This window comes from Azomonas agilis (assembly GCF_007830255.1).
Lineage (GTDB): Bacteria > Pseudomonadota > Gammaproteobacteria > Pseudomonadales > Pseudomonadaceae > Azomonas > Azomonas agilis.
The window spans coordinates 14179-30587 of record NZ_VLKG01000012.1 but is presented as its reverse complement, the minus strand read 5'-3'; the positions used below and the strand labels follow the sequence as shown (position 1 = coordinate 30587).

Sequence of the window (16409 nt, the reverse complement as noted above, 5' to 3'; positions counted from 1 at the left end):
CAGGTGAGAGAGAGGCGGTACCGACGGGGTAAATCCGCCTCTCTCTCCTGCGTTTCCATAGCAGTTCCAGCCGAAACGCAGCGCATGCGTCCAGGCCATCCATCTGCCGTGGCCAAGGCCACATCACCGAGGGTTCGAGACATCATGAATGTCGCCGCCAGCGTTATCGAGCAACAACTGTCCCAGGAGTCCGAAGCGCTCTACCAGTTCACCGAGTCGCCGCTGCTGGAGCGACAGGCACGTCAGGAGTCCAATGCGCGCAGTTATCCACGGCGTATTCCGCTGGCACTCAAGCGTGCCCGTGGCATCCATGTGGAAGACGTGGAAGGGCGTACCTTCATCGACTGCCTGGCCGGCGCCGGCACCCTGGCGCTGGGGCACAATCACCCGGTAGTGATCGAGGCGATCCGTCAGGTGCTGGCGGATGAGCTGCCGCTGCATACCCTGGATCTCACCACGCCGGTCAAGGATCGATTCGTCCAGGATCTGTTCGCGGCCTTGCCGCAATCCTTTGCCAGGCAGGCAAAGATTCAGTTTTGCGGGCCCACCGGCACCGATGCGGTGGAAGCGGCGCTGAAACTCGCACGTATCGCCACTGGGCGCAGCACGGTGCTGGCCTTCCAGGGCGGCTATCACGGCATGAGTCAGGGGGCGCTGAGTCTGATGGGCAACCTCAAGGCCAAGACGCCGCTGGGCGCCTTGCTGGGTCATGGCGTGCAGTTCCTGCCGTACCCCTACGATTACCGTTGCCCATTCGGTCTGTCCGGCAAGGCCGGCGTGCAGGCCAATCTGCGCTATCTGGAAAACCTCCTGAGCGATCCGGAGAGCGGCGTGCAAGCGCCGGCCGCCGTGGTGGTCGAGGCGGTGCAGGGCGAGGGCGGGGTGATCCCTGCTGACCTGGAATGGCTGCGCGGCCTGCGCGAGATCACCGCCAAGGCCGGCATCCCGCTGATCCTCGACGAAATTCAAAGCGGTTTCGCCCGCACCGGGCGCATGTTCGCCTTCGAGCACGCCAGCATCGTGCCGGATGTGGTGGTGCTGTCCAAGGCCATCGGTGGCAGCCTGCCGCTGTCGGTGGTGGTCTATCGAGACTGGCTGGACAAATGGCAGCCCGGTGCCCATGCTGGCACTTTCCGCGGCAACCAGATGGCCATGGCGGCCGGCTCGGCGGTGATGCGCTACCTGACCGAGGAGGATATGGCCAGCCATGCGGCGGCCATGGGTGAGCGCCTGGCCGGGCATCTGCGCGAGTTGCAACGGCAGTATCCGCAGTTGGGCGATATCCGTGGACGCGGGCTGATGCTTGGCGTCGAAATCGTCGACCCTGATGGCACGCCGGATGCCTTGGGCCATCCACCTGCCGACGGGCAACTGGCTTCGCGCGTGCAGCGCGAGTGCCTGCGTCGTGGCTTGATTCTCGAACTGGGCGGGCGGCATGGCGCGGTGGTGCGCTTCCTGCCGCCGCTGATCATCAGCGCCGAGCAGATCGACGAGGTGGCGGAGATCTTCGCGCGGGCGGTGGGGGCGGCGTTGGGGTGAAGTAGGTGTGGCCTGTGGCGGCCTGGTTGGTCGTCACTGGGTTGACTACTGTTGCATGTCTGGGAGGTTGGTTTTTGTATTGATATCGGACTAGCAAGTTTGTGTGTTTGTTGTTCCGGACGCCGCTTCGGTGTTTTCAGATATTCCGGGTTTCGCCCCCTCGGGCGACTGACTTTTCTTTGAAGTGCGCAAAGAAAAGTAAGCAAAAGAAACGCCCCCTGCGCACTGCCTACGTTCGGCCTCCCGAAGGGGGCATTCGCGCACCTGAACGGACGGGCATTCCAGAGTATGCCCGGCATGTTCTGGTAGCGGTTAAGTAGCGATGTTGCCGCCGAGTTAAACCAATAGTTTCGTTCGCGTCTTTTCATCCGTGGGGCCTGCCGTCCTGGTCAGCCCTAAGGCTGACCTGATGTTCAAACACGCAGAGTCCCAGTGAGTCACTGCAGGTTAAGGCGCGTGCAGAGCCCGCCCAGGAGGGTGAAGAAGTAATGTCGAGTCTTTTACATAGAAAATAAGTAGTTTAGAAAGGCACCATCAACATAACTGCCAAACGGCCGAATAATAGCTAGGTGATATCCGCATACGACTCCATTCAAATCTTCTGAAACTAGTGCTGGTACTGCTATATCGCCCGGAGTCTTTGGTGATAATGACATCACCTTTTTTAAGGTATATCTTTCGATTTCAGATCTAGTGGCTGTTGCCCTCATAAAACTAATATTTTTTGTAATTAGATTGTTGTAATAAATATCTGTTTAATTACAAAGCTCTACCGGAATTTCATTTGATTCGGTCTTTTTATCAACGGGACTGACGATGACTTCCGCCATCTTATTTAAGGGAAAATCCTTCCAATCCCCCTCAAACCTCACCCCATTCTGATCCAGCAGGCGTTTTTGCCGATGAGCAGTTGTTGCATCAGGGCTTTTTTCTGCTGCTGGCTGTTGGCAAGCAGTTGCTCGGTGGTGGTGATGGCCTTGTCCCAAGTGGAAAGAGTCTGGGCGATTTTCTTTTGTTCGGGGAGGGGGGGGAGTTTTGATTCTTGTGTTCTTAATAGACTTAATTGACAAGTTTAGAATGGTCGTTCTGGTTAGTTCTGATTCATAAAATGCTTGCGTTTTCGAGCTAGATAAAACGTAGTAGACAAAGTCTAAATCAGACCTTATACCTATACTTATGTAAGCCGTACTCTTTCCTAAAACAACGTTTTCCCCTTTGTAGTACGCTAGATTCCCAATAGTTCCATTTATAGACATTAGAATAGTACGATCACCTAGTTTCTTGCGGTGATTAATAGCATCGTTTTTATCTACACACTTTGTAGACTCTTGAATAATAATTGAGCCGTTTTTCAGGTTGTTGCCATTAATAAAGTAAATGTCCGAAGCATCGGCATAAACTGGAGTCTTATGGATACCATCGCTGACCTTACTAGCCAGCTCAGATAAATACTTCACTTCCCAACCTTCAGGCACCATAACCCAAGTCCCCCAAATACTTTGTCACTTCCGCTTCAATGTCCAGCGCCCACCAATAGGGTGCAAAGCTGTATTCCACAGCACGGCCTACCAAGGCCATAAAATCGCTGTAATCACCTGTGCAATGGGCTTTGTAGTATTCCAGCCGTTGCGCCACTTCAATCACCGTTGCAGGAAATCCGGCTTTTTTCATCAGTTCGAGGTTCATCAGCAAGCGAGAGGTGTGGCCATTGCCGTCCACAAAGGGGTGCAGCGCCTGTGCTTGAGTGCGGCACCACTCTGGTTTCCATCTGTTCCGGCACCTGCACAGCTTGCGGCGGGCGGTGTTCGGCACCGGAGATCAGCACGTTAACGCTTCGGTAACGTCCGGCGTTGTCTGCATCAATGTTTTTTAATACTAATTGGTGCAGGGTTTTAATCGTCCACTCATCCAGTGGCTGCTGCTGGCTCACGGGTTCTTCCACCCGCAGGATGGCATCTCGATGGTTGATGGCCTCAAAGTGTTCACGCAGAGTTTTACCGCCAATGGTGATGCCTTCCAGCGCCACCTTGGTTTCTTTTAGGGTGAGGGTGTTTCCCTCAATGGCGTTGCTGTGATACGTCCATTGCAGCACCAAGCTCTCATGCAGGCTGGCAGTCACGGCGGCATCGAGCGGGCGATGCTCATCCAGCTTGGCCTTGAGCGCGTCCAGCTTTGTGAGGTCATACATAGCCGAGTTCCTTTGTCCAAACTGAACGGCGGGTTGGCGGTCACGATGTCGAACAGCATCAGGTCGCCGTTTTTATCCAGCAGCTTAGGGTTGCGGATGGTGTCGCCCCATTCGATTTTGTGGTTGTCCTCGCCATGCAGAAACATATTCATTTTAGCCAGTGACCAGGTAGAGCCAATGGCCTCTTGGCCGTAGAGAGCGTATTGCTTGCTGCCGTGGTTGGCGACGACTTTGCGGCCACACTTCATCAGCAAGAAGCCGGAACCACAGCCGGATCACAAATACTGTCGCCCGGTTGTGGGTCAAGCAGCTCGGCAATCAGATCAGAGACTTCGGGCGGGGTATAGAACTCACCAGCTTTTTGTCCACCACTGGCGGCGAAGTTTTTGATCAGGTATTCGTAGGCGTTGCCGATCACATCCAGCGTACCCACGCGGCTGGGCTTGAGGTTGAGGTCTTCCTTAGCAAAGTCTTCCAGCAGGTGGCGCAGGATGGTGTTTTTTTGCTTCTCCTCGCCCAGCTTGTCGGTGTTGAAGGAGATGTCTTGGAACACGCTTTTGCCCGCATCTTTGAGCTTGGTGCCGTTGGCTTCTTCAATGAGCTCTGGCTCGTCACCGTATTCGGCCTTATAGCCATCGTAGTGATCCTGCCAAACATCGGAGATGTATTTGAGAAACAGCATGGTGAGGATGAAGTCTTTGTAGGTATCGGCGCTGATGGTGCCCCGAAAGGTGTCACAGGCAGCCTACAAGGCTTTGTTGATACTGTCTTGGTGATTTGATTTGTTGGCTGATCCTTGAGTAAGGAGCGTGTGAGGTGCTGTTGTGGTTTTCGGAGCTGATGAGGCGCTGACTTAAATCAGGCGTAAATCCAACGGGAAGCGTTCAACCTCAAGGCAGACTCCGTTAGCCTCTATATGCAAGGGGTTGAATAAATAGTTGGTGGTATAGGGGATAATGGCGCTTGGCACAGGTAACAGCAGGGTGCTTCGGCTTTCTAAAAAACGATCCCCCACGCTGCGGGTAAACGCCAGATTTGTGCGCCAGTCTTCTGGTAAGGTTGGGGCTTCTGCAAGGGATGCAGGGTCTGGCAATTCGATACGAATTAACTGCAAGGTGCTGGGGAGGTCTTCCGGATCAATTTCCAGATGCACCAGAATCTCCAGGAGAGCACTGGCGGGGCTATCAGCCGCATAGACCACAGGTCGCCCGCGATGATGCCAACGCCCACCTGCTCGGAGTCCACCAATGCCTATCAAATCGGCATAGGCGCTGATCCGCCACAGAATCACAAAGCCAACCCTTCTGCCACCTGCAACAGCATTTCCTCTACCTGCCCTGTGCCTTGTTGGGTGGTAAGCATCTGTATTGGAGTTTGTCCGGCAAAGCGCTCTTTGGGTTTGGACAACCAACGCTTGGCTTTTTCCCAACTGCCGAATACCACTTCAGCCATAGCGGTAATGTGGGCTACTCGAAAAAAACGATCGCTTTCTTCAACCGTCAAGGGTTGTGCCCGCTCAATGCGGGTTTTTAGGGTGCGTAGGGGAATAATTTGATCGCGTTCTAAAGGCGTAACGACCCCTTCTTCGGCCAATTGCATCAAGCGGTTAGCTGAAAAGCCACGGCTGATTTGGGTATGGATTTCTAGGTCTGTGGCTTCAACGGGAATATCCAACAAGCGCTGTAAGCGGGCGCGATAAGCCGCATAACTGGGTTCACGCAGAATTTCAGCCAGCATACAAAAGCCCTCATTCGGTGTTTACCGCATTATACAAGGTATATACCGAGTGAGGTACTGCTGCATCAAAGACACAACTCTAGCTTGGGAGGTGTCTAAGTTTCACATCTGATTGTAAAGCTGATAAGCAATGGCTGGATTATGGCTTGTTGGGATTATCTCAGGAAGAGCGGGCATTGGAGCCGATTCGCCCAGCAGAAGTGTAGGTTTCATGAAAAAGGGCTCAAGGGCTGTTTCGCATTCGGTTGTTGGGTTGGTTTTCCACAAAAACAGTGCATAAGTTTGTTGAAAAAGTGCTGTAAGCCTTTCATGACGGGCCGATGCAGGATTGGTCATTATTTGTTCATCCTACATATGAGCAGAAAGAGTTTGTCAGCGATTTCAGAGAGTCTGAATTGAGCATTTTAAATATTCGCTCAGTCAGATACCCGCTGTAGTCGATTTCCATGCCAACAGAACGCCCCACCCGTTTTTGAAATTTCCAAAACACCTGCGTGGCTGCATCAATCGGTATGGGCTGCCAACCAGTCGAGTCCTTGATTTGCAAAAGCGAATAGTTGATCGCTGTAGCCCTGAGCAATCACGCTGCGGATGATTTCAGGGTCAATATTGAGATAATCGTGAACCAGTGCATTGCGTAAGCCAATAATTTTGCGCCATCCGCTCAGGGAGTCGACTGCCAAGGCTCCACGTTGAACCAAAATTTCAAACGCTTGATAGGCATATGTTGTGCCAAGGCTCTAGCCCAGTGTTTTGCCACACCGATACATGCCTCGATTGAAACCTGAAGAATCCGCTCTGCTGCACGGTACTCCAGATTGGAAAGTACCCGTTGTTGCAAGTATGAATTTCAAACAACTCCGCTCGGTAGCGTGACAGGCTGATGCGCAGAGCACTAATGTATGCATTATCGCTCATATCGACTTCTCTTTATTACTAATGCTCAGGGGGCGATGAGTGTAATTAATCTCCATCTGAGACATGATGCGGGCTTCCTCTCCTAACCGCCGACCCTCATCCCGACAGTAGAGTAGGTGATTGGCATCCACAACAGCAAAAGCTAATGGGATAGGCGCTTGGTTGATATCAATAATGGAGATTTTTCCTTCCGCTAATCCCAAGGCGCGCTGCCAGTCTAGGGCTAGCAACTCCGGGCGCAACCGATTCTCCAGAATAGAACCGAATGGCCCAGTCAATTTAACAGGGTCAAAGGCGACCGCTAAATCTTAGTCACTGTTTGGCCTAGCAGTTCCTTTAGACTGGGAGCCATAGAGCCATAGAGCCATAGAGCCATAGAGCCATAGAGCCATAGAGCCAGAGTACCTGTACCTCGGTATTTGCCTTGGCAAGGCTGATCAAGTGCGCAGGGATATCAATACTAGGGTTCATCTTTGAGGCTGTCATTGGCTCATCTTGGATAAAGGTTAGGGTGCTGGGGTTAACCTTTGTTTTGCAGTCTCGCTAAGCTGATCCGCTCACAGCGGAAGCGACTGTTGGAGGTCTATTTTCAAGAGTTAAAACAGTCACTCACAGCCTGAATGTGCCACAGTAAAACAAAACACTCCAAAATTTTCACTAGTATACGGTTGCCATGTGGGTAAGATGATCCCCTTGGTTACCAAGAACATTTCGGGACTACACACCTAGTACATTTCTTCACACGCTTATGTGACCAAAACTGAGGCGATAAACGCTTTCTGGTTTTAATTAGATTTATTCCTTCCATATACCACCAGTGCGTTACATACCTTGCTCAACCTCAGCTCTCTCGGATAAAACTACGAGAAAACTCCACTTCTGGCATCGGCTAATTTTTTAGGGGATTACCAGATTTGATAGCTTAACAACGGATGGGGAAATATTTGAGCATGGAAGGTATCAAAGCCATCGATACCGCCTTGCTACGAAATGCAACCGGATACTGCGGCAGCAGCAACTAGGAGCTGTCGTATTAAGAATATAAAAACCGTTACGCGATGTAAGTTCTGCGCAACGGTGGGCAAGCCAAGATGTTTAGAGAATACGCCCACGCACACTGCGGCCTTTTACTTTGCGCTCAGTGAGGCGACTTAGAGCTGTACGAGCGTGCTCGCGTTGAATAGCAACATAAGCACAGTGATCAAATAAACTGATCTTACCGATCACTTCACTGGGCAAGCCATCAGTGCCGGTGAGTGCACCAAGAATATCGCCGGGTCGCATTTTATCCTTGCGACCCACACTGATACAGATGGATGTCATTGGCGGAAGTAGGCGCTGGTCAGCAGTATCAGATAGACTGTCGAGGTTAGCCCAAGTCAATTCTCGTTCTTGTAGCGCTTCAATAGCAGTGGCACGGGCCATTTCATTCGGCGCGACTAGCGAGAAAGCTTGGCCAGTAGCTCCTGCGCGACCAGTACGTCCGATACGATGGATATGTACTTGTGGGTCGCGAGCTAGTTCTAGATTAATGACTACTTCCAGATTATCAATATCCAAGCCTCGCGCGGCCACATCGGTGGCAATCAATACGCTGCAACTGCGATTAGCAAACAACGTTAATACTTGATCCCGTTCACGTTGTTCAAGATCGCCATGCAGTGCCACGCTGGAAATCTTACGAAGATTGAGCCAATCTGCCAGTTCTTGGCACTGTTGTCGGGTTTGGCAAAACACGATACTGGAGGTTGGGCGGTAGTGCAGCAGCAGACGGGCCACTGCCGCATGACGGCTAAGTGGGTCGACTCGGTAGAAGCGCTGGCGGATTTCACTGTCACCGTGTAACGATTCTACAATGATGCGTTGAGGCGTGCGTAGAAAGCGTTCGGCCAGTTGCTCGATACTTGCCGGATAAGTTGCGGAGAACAGTAAAGTCTGGCGGCGCTCTGGGGTTTGCTCAATAATCTCGCGAATTGGCTCGATAAAGCCCATTTCAAGCATGCGGTCAGCTTCATCCAGAACCAATTGGCTAAGCCCTTTGAGACGTAGCGTGTCTTTACGCAAGTGCTCCTGAATCCGTCCTGGTGTACCCACCACAATATGTGCGCCATGTTCCAGCGAGCCAATTTGTGGACCAAGCGGCACACCACCACACAGCGTCAGCACTTTAATATTACCAATGGCACGGGCTAACTGCCGAAATTCTCGAGCCACTTGCTCAGCCAATTCACGCGTGGGACAGAGAACTAACGCTTGGCAACCTAAATAGCGTGGATTGAGTTGCGCCAATACGCTCAATGCAAAAGCCGCTGTCTTACCGCTACCTGTACGAGCTTGGGCAATCAGGTCATGTCCGGCAAGTGCCAGCGGTAAGGCCTGCTGCTGAATGGGTGTCATACTGTGGTAGCCCAGACTGTCGAGACTGGCTAGCAGCGGTGCGGGTAATGGCAAGGAGGAAAATGCAAGGGTCACGATTTAGGCCTAGCTGGGAAAGGGCGACCTATTATCCATCAGCCTGTAGCATTCTTGCATGTTAGTATACTCACCCCTATTACAGGAGATGGCCTATCAAGTTGCTCTTACGTTGAACTTGAGCAAAAAGTGGCCACGAAAAAAGTCTAGGCGTAAGTTTCCGATTTCAGGGCTGTCGAAATTTTTGCGGATAAAGTCTAGAAAATGCAAGGGATAGCTTAAAAAGTAATGGCTACCCCTTTTCATACCCATCAGTAAGTAAATAATTTTGGATTCAAAGGCAATAAGATTGGCAGCTAGTGAAGCTCGATGGATTAAAATTCCCACCTCGCGGCGAAACTAGATACCTTTTCGTCTTCGTCACTGTGAACTGCACCGCCTAGAATTACACTTAACGGTAAACCAATCCGCCATCAATGATGATGGATTGACCCGTCATGTAATCGGAGTCAGGCCCCGCTAGGTAGCTGACAAATGCCGCAACGTCTTCCGGTGTTTGTGCACGGCCTAACGCAATGTTATTTACGAACTTATCGTAAGTTTCACCAACTTTTGCTCCAGTCACTTCGGCCATGCGCTTGTCAATTTCCACCCACATATCGGTGCCAACCACGCCCGGACAATAGGAATTTACAGTAATACCATCAGATGCCAGTTCTTTAGCAGCTGCTTGTGTGAGCGCGCGTACCGCAAATTTGGTTGCAGAATACACACCTAGTAGCGCATAACCCTCGTGACCTGCGATTGAGCAGCCACTAATGATCTTGCCGGGTATGCTGCGTGCTTTGAAGCTACGAGCAGCTGCTTGAATGCCCCAGAGTACGCCGTTAACGTTGACACGCATGACGCGCTCTACTGCAGCAGGTTCAGTATCAATTAGTGGACCGATCAATGCGATACCTGCGTTATTGATCATGATATCCATGCCGCCCAGTTCATGTACTGTGCTTTCTACTGCGGCGGTAATCTGTTGTGGATCACTTACATCAGCTGTAAATGTGATTGCACGACCGCCTAGGGCTTTAATTTCATTTGCTACTGCGCTAATACCATCAGGCATCATGTCTACTAGTGCTAGATTGGCACCGTCTTGAGCAAGGCGTAGAGCAATGCTACGCCCAATGCCACGTCCAGAACCAGTGACTAAAACTGTTTTTCCTTTTATTTTCATGTGGTTGCTCCAGTTTATTTTTGTAGTATGGATACATGGTTTGGGTTTTGATCCTCTTATTAGGATTGGCTTAATTTCTGTAAAGCACCACTACCCATTAAGGTAGGTGTTTGTCTTAATTCCGTATTAACCCAAACTGGGTAAGATCAGGCATGGGCCACGATTCGTTTACCGATGAGATCCTAGGCGTACCGTAGTCAGTACTTAGACATTTGCCGCACCCTAAACTTTTAATTAGGAGCTTCTTTTGCAGCACGCGCTAGGCAGCTCTTTTGCTAACTGCGGTTTGCCCTATCACATTGGCGGTGAGATTCCCAACCGAGACGTTCTGGCCACTCAAACGCCTGAATCCTTAAAGGCACTACTCAATTTGGATGTGCGGACTGGCTGTGAAGTGGTTGCTATTGATCGTCAGGCCAAGCAGGTTCATGTAAGGCGTGCTCTCACTGGGGAACTTGAAATTTTCCCCTACGACAAGTTGATGTTGGCACCTGGTGCTATGCCGATTCGTCCTCAGCTACCGGGTATGGATGATCCTCGCATTTTTACCCTCCATACGCTCCAAAATATGGATGCCATCCTCGCGGCCACTAATGAAGGCATGCGAGCGGTGGTCATCGGAGCCGGTTTTATTGGTTTAGAAATGACCGAACAATTGCACCGCAAAGGTTTAAGTGTGCATCTGGTGGAGCAGTAAGCACAGGTGCTCCCACTGCTGGATGAGCCTATGACGGCTTTATTAGATACTGAACTACGCCATCAGGGTATTCATCTGCATTTGGGCGATCAACTGACGCACTGTGAGGGTGATATAGAGCATGTGCGTTGTCATTTAGCATCGGGACAAATACTAGAAGCAGATCAGGTGATTCTCTCCGTGGGGGTACGTCCAGATACACAGGTGGCAAAGGCTGCTGGATTAGCCTTAGGTCAGGCTGGACACATTCAGGTTAATGCTTATCAACAAACCTCTGACCCTGATATTTATGCTGCTGGAGATGCTGTGGAAACCTTGGATCAGGTTTTTGCAGAGAGTTCCAATGGGTCCGGCAAGGACGTGTGGCTGCCGACCATGTGTTTTAGGGCTCGCCCTTATCCTGGGTCTTTGGGCACCGGCATCGTCCGAGCTTTTGAAGTTGCGGGTATTACCGGATGGAGCGAAAAACGCCTGCAAGCACAGGGGCGGATTTATGAGACAGTGACGGTCAATGACAGCCATCATGCCGGTTACTATCCCGGAGCCAAACCGCTTACCCTAAAAATTCTTTGGGAGCCAGAAACCGGTCGTTTATTAGGCGCTCAGGTCACAGGTTTTGAAGGTATCGACAAGCGTTTAGATATCCTAGCCTCCGCGCTAGCCGCTGAAATGACCGTCGAAGATCTCTGCCATATTAGAGTTGGCCTATGCGCCGCCTTTTGGAGCCGCTAAAGATATTGTGAATTTGGCGGGATTCGCGGCTTGCAATCGTCAGGATGGATTGGTGAAACATACCATTCATATTCCTGATGATGCTCAGGTACAGGTCATTGATGTCCGAGGAAAACCCCTTGCTGAAGCCTTTCCTGCACCTTTTTCTCAAGTCACAAATATTCCCTTCCCGTTGTTACGGTCTCAGTTAGCACAGTTAGATCCTTCGCGGCCTGTTATTACGCTCTGTGCCTTTGGCAAAATGAGCTACTTTGCCGCACGGGTATTGCAACAGCATGGGTTTGATGTAGCCAGTTTCAGCGGTGGATTGAAAGCGAATGTAGACCCTCGCTCCCCAGCTAAGTTACCTACCCCCTGATGGGGTGAAGGCTTTCAAAACCTTCTCGGCTGTCTTGCATAGACAGCCTCTTCCCAGGAGAGAGTGGATTTATGGGTTCCGAAATTACTATTGATGTAGCCATCATTGGTGCGGGTACTGCGGGCTTGTATGCGCTGCGAGAATTTTGTATTGATTGACCACTGCCCTTTGGGTACAACCTGCGCGCGCGTTGGGTGTATGCCATCCAAAGCGGCTTTGCATGCGGCCAAGTTGTGGCAGTCTCGCCAAGAAATGGCCCGTATAGGGGTTTCAGGCTGGGATAGCCTATCCTTAGACTCCGCGCAAACTTGGCAGTATGTACGTCAACAACGTGATCATTTTACTGAAAGTGCTACTAAAAAAACGCGTGCAGCCACCGGTAACCACTTGATTCAAGGCAGCGCTCGTTTTGTAGAGCCGACGCTTCTTGAGGTTGATACCCAAGAAGGCGTTGTGCGCATCAGAGCCTCAGCAGTGGTGATTGCCACAGGTTCCAAAGCCTATGTACCTGATTGGCTGGCTCCTGTGCGGGATCGTAGTCTCACGACAGATGAGTTGTTTGAATTAGCCGATCTGCCAAAACGACTGGCGGTATTGGGGTTAGGCGCTGTAGGTCTGGAAATAGGTCTTGTTTTAGCACGGCTAGGGGTTGAGGTGACGGGGGCGGGTAATAGTCTGGCAGGCATTGATGATCCTGTCATTTATGAACGCGCCGCCCAAGCATTTGGGCGTGATATGACGCTGTGGTCAGGACAGCCAGCGCAGGCTATACCCTGTCCCCAAGGTTGGGCAATCTAACGAAAAGAAACCGCATACAGTCTGTTAGAGCATCCTTTCTATCATCCTGTTGTTGAGGAAATGCTAGCCACTGCTCTTCAATCCATTGTGTCGTAGCTCAAGACAAACCTAAATACTTCAGGTCAGTCCTAACCGGTTACTGCAGCGCTCATTAAAGAGCTCCTAATATTGAGGGTAAAGTTTCGATATTGGGAGCTCCTTGGTGTTGCTGTAACCGATCCTCTTCGTCTAAATAAAAAATAGCAGGTGTCGACATGCTGCCTAATTGCTCCATTAAGGATTCGTTTGCATCTAACTGTTTTTAGTGGCTATGAGGCCGCTATTTAGATTCTGAGGGTGCTGCCTTTAACATACGCTCCAATACCCCATCTCGCCGAATCAGCCCATGCACCAGAGCCGCGCCTACATGCAGCAATACGAGGGCAAACAGCAGGTAGGCCAACAGGCCATGCAGCGCGCGCAACAGGACATATAAGCCGGAATCCGCGCTGATAAGGGACGGCACTACCCAGCCCCAAAAGGTCAAAGGCTGCCCCGCTGCGGACAACATCAACCAGCCGCACAGGGGTTGAGCCAGCATCAGTAGATACAGCAGTCCGTGTAGACCGTGGGCGGCTCCGCGTTGCCATTGCGGCATACTGCTTGGCAACGCGGGGGCCGTGGTGATCAATCGGGCTCCCAAACGCAGACAAACTAAGCCCAACAAGATTAACCCCAAAGCTTTATGCAGCACTATGAGGATGGCATAGCTGTCTACCCGCGCCACCATTGTCGCACCGATAAAAATTTGGCTGAATAACAGAAACGCCATCAGCCAATGGAGTCCGCGTACGGAGCTGGAGTAATGCTGTTGAGTGTCAGTCATGTTGGAGGGCTCCGGTAGTGCTGTGGTTTTCCTGAAGGCGGCGGTAAAGAGCGGTGGCATACACTGCTGAGCGAGCACTGAGCAGAGGATCATCCGATCCTTCAATGCCTTTAGGTAAAACGAGGGGATCGTAATTGATGTCTCGGCATGGCCCTGTGGCTTGAGGCTGGCTGTGTTCCAGCACGACCAAACCGGCCGTAATCTGAGGACGATCAGCGGGCCAAGCCTGCGTCGCATCATGGGTTGGGTCTTCGAGCTGAGCCAGAGTCAAGCGCAGTTGCCAACGCAGCGGCCCTTGCTGTAAGCGCTGTTCAAGGTCATGGCTGAGGGTGTTTGGGTTATCCCGCTGAACGGCTGCCAAGGGTTCATAGGGTTGTTCAGGCACCAAGCTCCAGCGCACGGCTTGGCGCTGGCCCTGCTCTTGAACCAAGACAAAGGCGTTTAAGCCGTAGTAATGGGTATTGGCCCAGCTAGAGGAAGGCGTAAAGCCCTTCAACCAAGCCCGAAAGGCGGCTGTTTCTGGGTGGCTGTCAAAAAAGTCCTTCAGGCGGGCGGGATCGGGTTTGCCAGTTTTTGGGTCTGGCTGTGAGGCCTGCAATTGCTCGTAGAAACTTTGAGGGGAGGCAACGGGAAACACCGCGTTGCTGTTCATCGCCGTGCGCCATTGCTCACCATTGGCGAGATTAAACTGCAGCGCCAGACTGCGAATAGGAACCGAATCATCTGCTGCCTGTGGGTTACTGCCCCCGATGGCAAAACGACCAATGACTGGCGTTTGCCCCGCTTGAAATAGGGCAGCGGTTGAGTAGATTGAGGCCTCACCCTGAGCCTCAAAATAGCCCGTCACACACAGGCCTTTGCTGTGATTGCGACGAAAACCGGGTTGAAACCCTGCATTACGCTCAAACTGATCGGTGATTTGTTGGGGGCTGGCTTGAGATGAGTTAAATCCGTGAGCGGCCCAAACCAGTGCTAAAGCCGTACTGCCGAGTAATGCACCAATACCGAGGTAACGTCCAGCGCGGGCCCTTGGCGTTAAAGAGGTCTGCATAACAAAATTCCAAAGAACAGGATGTATGCAGGACGTCTGATTCTGTTGTTTATTCCCAAATATATTTTTTAAGCACTTGGGAATAAAGCATTGGATAAAAGCGTCTTTCCCGCAGCAGCCTTTGAGATGCCTTGCCATGAGCCAAGACCTAACCGATGCACAGTTGCGAGAGTTACTGCCTCGTTTGCGCCGTTTCGCCTACTGGTTGACCCGCAATGCCAGTGCTGCGGATGATTTAGTGCAAAATACGCTGGAGCGCGCCCTCCGCAAAGCTCACAGTAAACGCCCAGAAACCCAGTGGCAGGCTTGGATGTTCCGCATTCTGTATCGGCAGTTTTTAGACAGCCAACGTTGGGCCAAACGCTATGCACGCCTGTTAGCCTTGTTTGGTGAGCAGGCTCAAACAGAGACGGATAACTCTCCTGAGGCTCAGTGGATGGCGCAATCCACCCTAGAGGCTTTTGGAACCCTGAAACCTGAGCAACGGGCATTGCTCTTGCTGGTGACGGTGGAGGGCTTCAGCTACCAGCAGGCCAGCGAGGCTTTGGATATTCCGCTGGGTACGGTCATGTCCCGACTGTCCCGTGCCCGTCAAGCGCTGCGTCAGTTAGAGGAAGGCTCGGCCCCGTCAATCGCGCTGAGGAAACATCAATGACCCTTCCTATTGATGACCTTGAGCTCCATGCTTACGTAGACAATCAACTTGACCCTGACTCGCGCCAGCGACTGGAGCAAGTTTTGGCTCAGACCCCGGCCTTAGCCCAAGAGGTGGAGTATCTGCGCCAAGAACAGCGGCGCTTGCGGGCGGCCTTAGCCGGTTCAGCCAGTCCTCTATTTAATGATCCCCTGGAACCGCGCCGTATACGGCATGCCTTACAGCGCCGCCGTTGGCAGCGGCAGGCACAAACGGCCGTGTTACTGATACTCATGGTAAGCACGGTTTGGTTTGGCTGGCTGTCTCCAACGCCTGAGCATGGTTTGCCAATGGACGATGCGGTGCAAGCCTACCGAGTGTTTGCTAATGCAGACACTGTTCCTGATATTCGCTTTCAACAGGCTTCGGATATTCTTGTTTGGCTGAACAGCCGTTTAACTAGTCCGCCTGAACTTCCGAATTTTGCAGCGCAAGGCATTAAACCGGTGTTGGGACGCTGGCTGGTTACTGAGGCAGGGCCAGCGGCACTTGTCCTTTATCAAAATGCCCAAGGTCAACCACTGATGTTGTACATCCGTCCACCGGGACAGCGGATGAAAACAGCAGGTGAGCGTCACGATGGAGCGCTCGTCACACGCTATTGGCCGGGTCAGTCTTACCACTATGCGTTAACAGGATTAGCGGAGGCTTGGCCACGTTAAAGAAAGGCATGGGCAGGATAAGCAGCCACCCCAAGCTCAGAATCTCTATTTGGAGTTATTTACCTGCAGAGGTAGGCACGATGCATTATTAAATTATCGTTTACAGGAGTGTAAACGATAATCCGTACTCACTTTTAGAGACTCACATCAAACCTTAGCCACCACAAGCGACCAGCTTCGTTAATGCGCTCATCAGCAGCTAGATCAAAACCTGCATTACCGGCCAAGTTCAGGTGTTCACTGTAAGTTTTATCTAATACGTTATCTACGCCAGTACTCACTTTGAAATGGGTATTTAGACGATAGGCAGCATTTAGCGATAGAACGCCAAAGCCATCACTATCCCCAAAATCCCGCCCTACTACGTTGCCTTGGCCTTCAGCTGTGCGACTTTGTCGGGCTACTATTCGCCAAAGTGCACCTGTACTCCAAGTTTGTTGCTCATAATTGATGCCTAAGCAAGCCTCTAAGGGGGGGAATTTGTGGGAGTGGACGATCTCCGTGCTGTTTTGCCTCGAGCCTAAGCT

The 16409-nt window shown here is 51.7% G+C and carries 19 protein-coding genes and 3 pseudogenes; 7 read left to right on the top strand and 15 right to left on the bottom strand.

Annotation, left to right across the window (positions count from 1 at the left end; genetic code table 11):
- Window positions 1-144: 144 nt before the first annotated feature.
- Window positions 145-1539 carry an aspartate aminotransferase family protein gene (locus LX59_RS13540; RefSeq protein WP_144572732.1) on the top strand — a complete coding sequence of 465 codons (1395 nt, stop codon included), beginning with the start codon at window positions 145-147 and terminating at the stop codon, window positions 1537-1539.
- A gap of 755 nt (window positions 1540-2294) precedes the next feature.
- On the opposite strand, the gene LX59_RS15995 is transcribed toward LX59_RS13540, so the two are convergent.
- From LX59_RS15995 to LX59_RS13485, 12 genes and pseudogenes are all read right to left on the bottom strand, one after another.
- Entirely contained in the window at window positions 2295-3017 is a 723-nt protein-coding gene (locus LX59_RS15995) for a restriction endonuclease subunit S (protein WP_246118761.1), read from the bottom strand.
- Complete coding sequence (locus tag LX59_RS15990; protein ID WP_342779691.1) at window positions 3007-3258, bottom strand: hypothetical protein; 252 nt, start codon at window positions 3256-3258, stop codon at window positions 3007-3009. Before LX59_RS15990 ends, LX59_RS15995 begins: the two co-directional genes overlap by 11 nt.
- Complete coding sequence (locus LX59_RS13525) at window positions 3176-3727, bottom strand: Fic family protein (protein WP_246118759.1); 552 nt, start codon at window positions 3725-3727, stop codon at window positions 3176-3178. Before LX59_RS13525 ends, LX59_RS15990 begins: the two co-directional genes overlap by 83 nt.
- Window positions 3655-4418: pseudogene (locus tag LX59_RS13520) on the bottom strand (HsdM family class I SAM-dependent methyltransferase). The gene LX59_RS13525 and the pseudogene LX59_RS13520 overlap by 73 nt, the downstream one beginning before the upstream one ends.
- Before the next feature lie 162 nt (window positions 4419-4580).
- On the bottom strand, window positions 4581-5018 hold the full coding sequence (locus tag LX59_RS13515; RefSeq protein WP_144572730.1) for an RES family NAD+ phosphorylase: 438 nt from the start codon (window positions 5016-5018) through the stop codon (window positions 4581-4583).
- Window positions 5015-5464 carry an antitoxin Xre/MbcA/ParS toxin-binding domain-containing protein gene (locus LX59_RS13510; protein WP_144572727.1) on the bottom strand — a complete coding sequence of 150 codons (450 nt, stop codon included), beginning with the start codon at window positions 5462-5464 and terminating at the stop codon, window positions 5015-5017. The genes LX59_RS13515 and LX59_RS13510 overlap by 4 nt, the downstream gene beginning before the upstream one ends.
- A gap of 102 nt (window positions 5465-5566) precedes the next feature.
- Window positions 5567-5800 (bottom strand): hypothetical protein, encoded by a 234-nt coding sequence (locus LX59_RS13505; RefSeq protein ID WP_144572724.1) that lies wholly within the window; start codon window positions 5798-5800, stop codon window positions 5567-5569.
- Window positions 5801-5967: 167 nt separating this feature from the next.
- Window positions 5968-6174, bottom strand: a pseudogene (locus LX59_RS16105) (DUF86 domain-containing protein); the annotation flags it as partial.
- A gap of 204 nt (window positions 6175-6378) precedes the next feature.
- Window positions 6379-6624 carry a nucleotidyltransferase domain-containing protein gene (locus tag LX59_RS15775; RefSeq protein ID WP_211354864.1) on the bottom strand — a complete coding sequence of 82 codons (246 nt, stop codon included), beginning with the start codon at window positions 6622-6624 and terminating at the stop codon, window positions 6379-6381.
- Window positions 6625-6718: 94 nt separating this feature from the next.
- Window positions 6719-6868, bottom strand: a complete 150-nt coding sequence (locus LX59_RS15635; RefSeq protein ID WP_170234381.1) for a hypothetical protein — start codon at window positions 6866-6868, stop codon at window positions 6719-6721.
- A gap of 609 nt (window positions 6869-7477) precedes the next feature.
- A complete protein-coding gene (gene dbpA, locus LX59_RS13490) occupies window positions 7478-8857 on the bottom strand; it encodes an ATP-dependent RNA helicase DbpA (RefSeq protein ID WP_144572721.1) in 1380 nt (459 codons plus the stop codon).
- Between the two features lie 388 nt (window positions 8858-9245).
- Window positions 9246-10025, bottom strand: a complete 780-nt coding sequence (locus tag LX59_RS13485; protein WP_144572718.1) for an acetoin reductase — start codon at window positions 10023-10025, stop codon at window positions 9246-9248.
- A 247-nt stretch (window positions 10026-10272) separates the two neighbouring features.
- Here LX59_RS13485 and LX59_RS15980 point away from each other — a divergent pair.
- The 4 genes and pseudogenes from LX59_RS15980 to LX59_RS13475 form a co-directional block, all read left to right on the top strand.
- Window positions 10273-11037 (top strand): annotated as a pseudogene (locus LX59_RS15980) (NAD(P)/FAD-dependent oxidoreductase); the annotation flags it as partial.
- 60 nt (window positions 11038-11097) lie between these two features.
- The gene (locus tag LX59_RS15975; RefSeq protein WP_246118767.1) at window positions 11098-11454 is read left to right on the top strand and encodes an NAD(P)/FAD-dependent oxidoreductase; all 357 of its coding nucleotides are present in this window, start codon (window positions 11098-11100) and stop codon (window positions 11452-11454) included.
- Between the two features lie 52 nt (window positions 11455-11506).
- A complete protein-coding gene (locus tag LX59_RS15760; protein ID WP_211354861.1) occupies window positions 11507-11812 on the top strand; it encodes a rhodanese-like domain-containing protein in 306 nt (101 codons plus the stop codon).
- A 129-nt stretch (window positions 11813-11941) separates the two neighbouring features.
- The gene (locus tag LX59_RS13475) at window positions 11942-12610 is read left to right on the top strand and encodes an FAD-dependent oxidoreductase (protein ID WP_211354860.1); all 669 of its coding nucleotides are present in this window, start codon (window positions 11942-11944) and stop codon (window positions 12608-12610) included.
- Between the two features lie 319 nt (window positions 12611-12929).
- Here LX59_RS13475 and LX59_RS13470 read toward each other — a convergent pair whose 3' ends face one another.
- Both LX59_RS13470 and LX59_RS13465 read right to left on the bottom strand, forming a co-directional pair.
- A complete protein-coding gene (locus LX59_RS13470) occupies window positions 12930-13475 on the bottom strand; it encodes a cytochrome b (protein WP_144572715.1) in 546 nt (181 codons plus the stop codon).
- Window positions 13468-14526 carry a catalase family peroxidase gene (locus LX59_RS13465; protein ID WP_144572712.1) on the bottom strand — a complete coding sequence of 353 codons (1059 nt, stop codon included), beginning with the start codon at window positions 14524-14526 and terminating at the stop codon, window positions 13468-13470. Before LX59_RS13465 ends, LX59_RS13470 begins: the two co-directional genes overlap by 8 nt.
- A gap of 136 nt (window positions 14527-14662) precedes the next feature.
- On the opposite strand from LX59_RS13465, the gene LX59_RS13460 reads away from it, so the two are divergent.
- Window positions 14663-15181 carry a sigma-70 family RNA polymerase sigma factor gene (locus LX59_RS13460; RefSeq protein ID WP_144572709.1) on the top strand — a complete coding sequence of 173 codons (519 nt, stop codon included), beginning with the start codon at window positions 14663-14665 and terminating at the stop codon, window positions 15179-15181.
- The gene (locus LX59_RS13455) at window positions 15178-15882 is read left to right on the top strand and encodes an anti-sigma factor family protein (RefSeq protein WP_144572706.1); all 705 of its coding nucleotides are present in this window, start codon (window positions 15178-15180) and stop codon (window positions 15880-15882) included. Before LX59_RS13460 ends, LX59_RS13455 begins: the two co-directional genes overlap by 4 nt.
- A 134-nt stretch (window positions 15883-16016) precedes the next feature.
- Here LX59_RS13455 and LX59_RS13450 read toward each other — a convergent pair whose 3' ends face one another.
- Window positions 16017-16334, bottom strand: coding sequence for a TonB-dependent receptor (locus LX59_RS13450; RefSeq protein WP_246118766.1), 318 nt, complete (start codon window positions 16332-16334; stop codon window positions 16017-16019).
- Window positions 16335-16409: the final 75 nt, after the last annotated feature.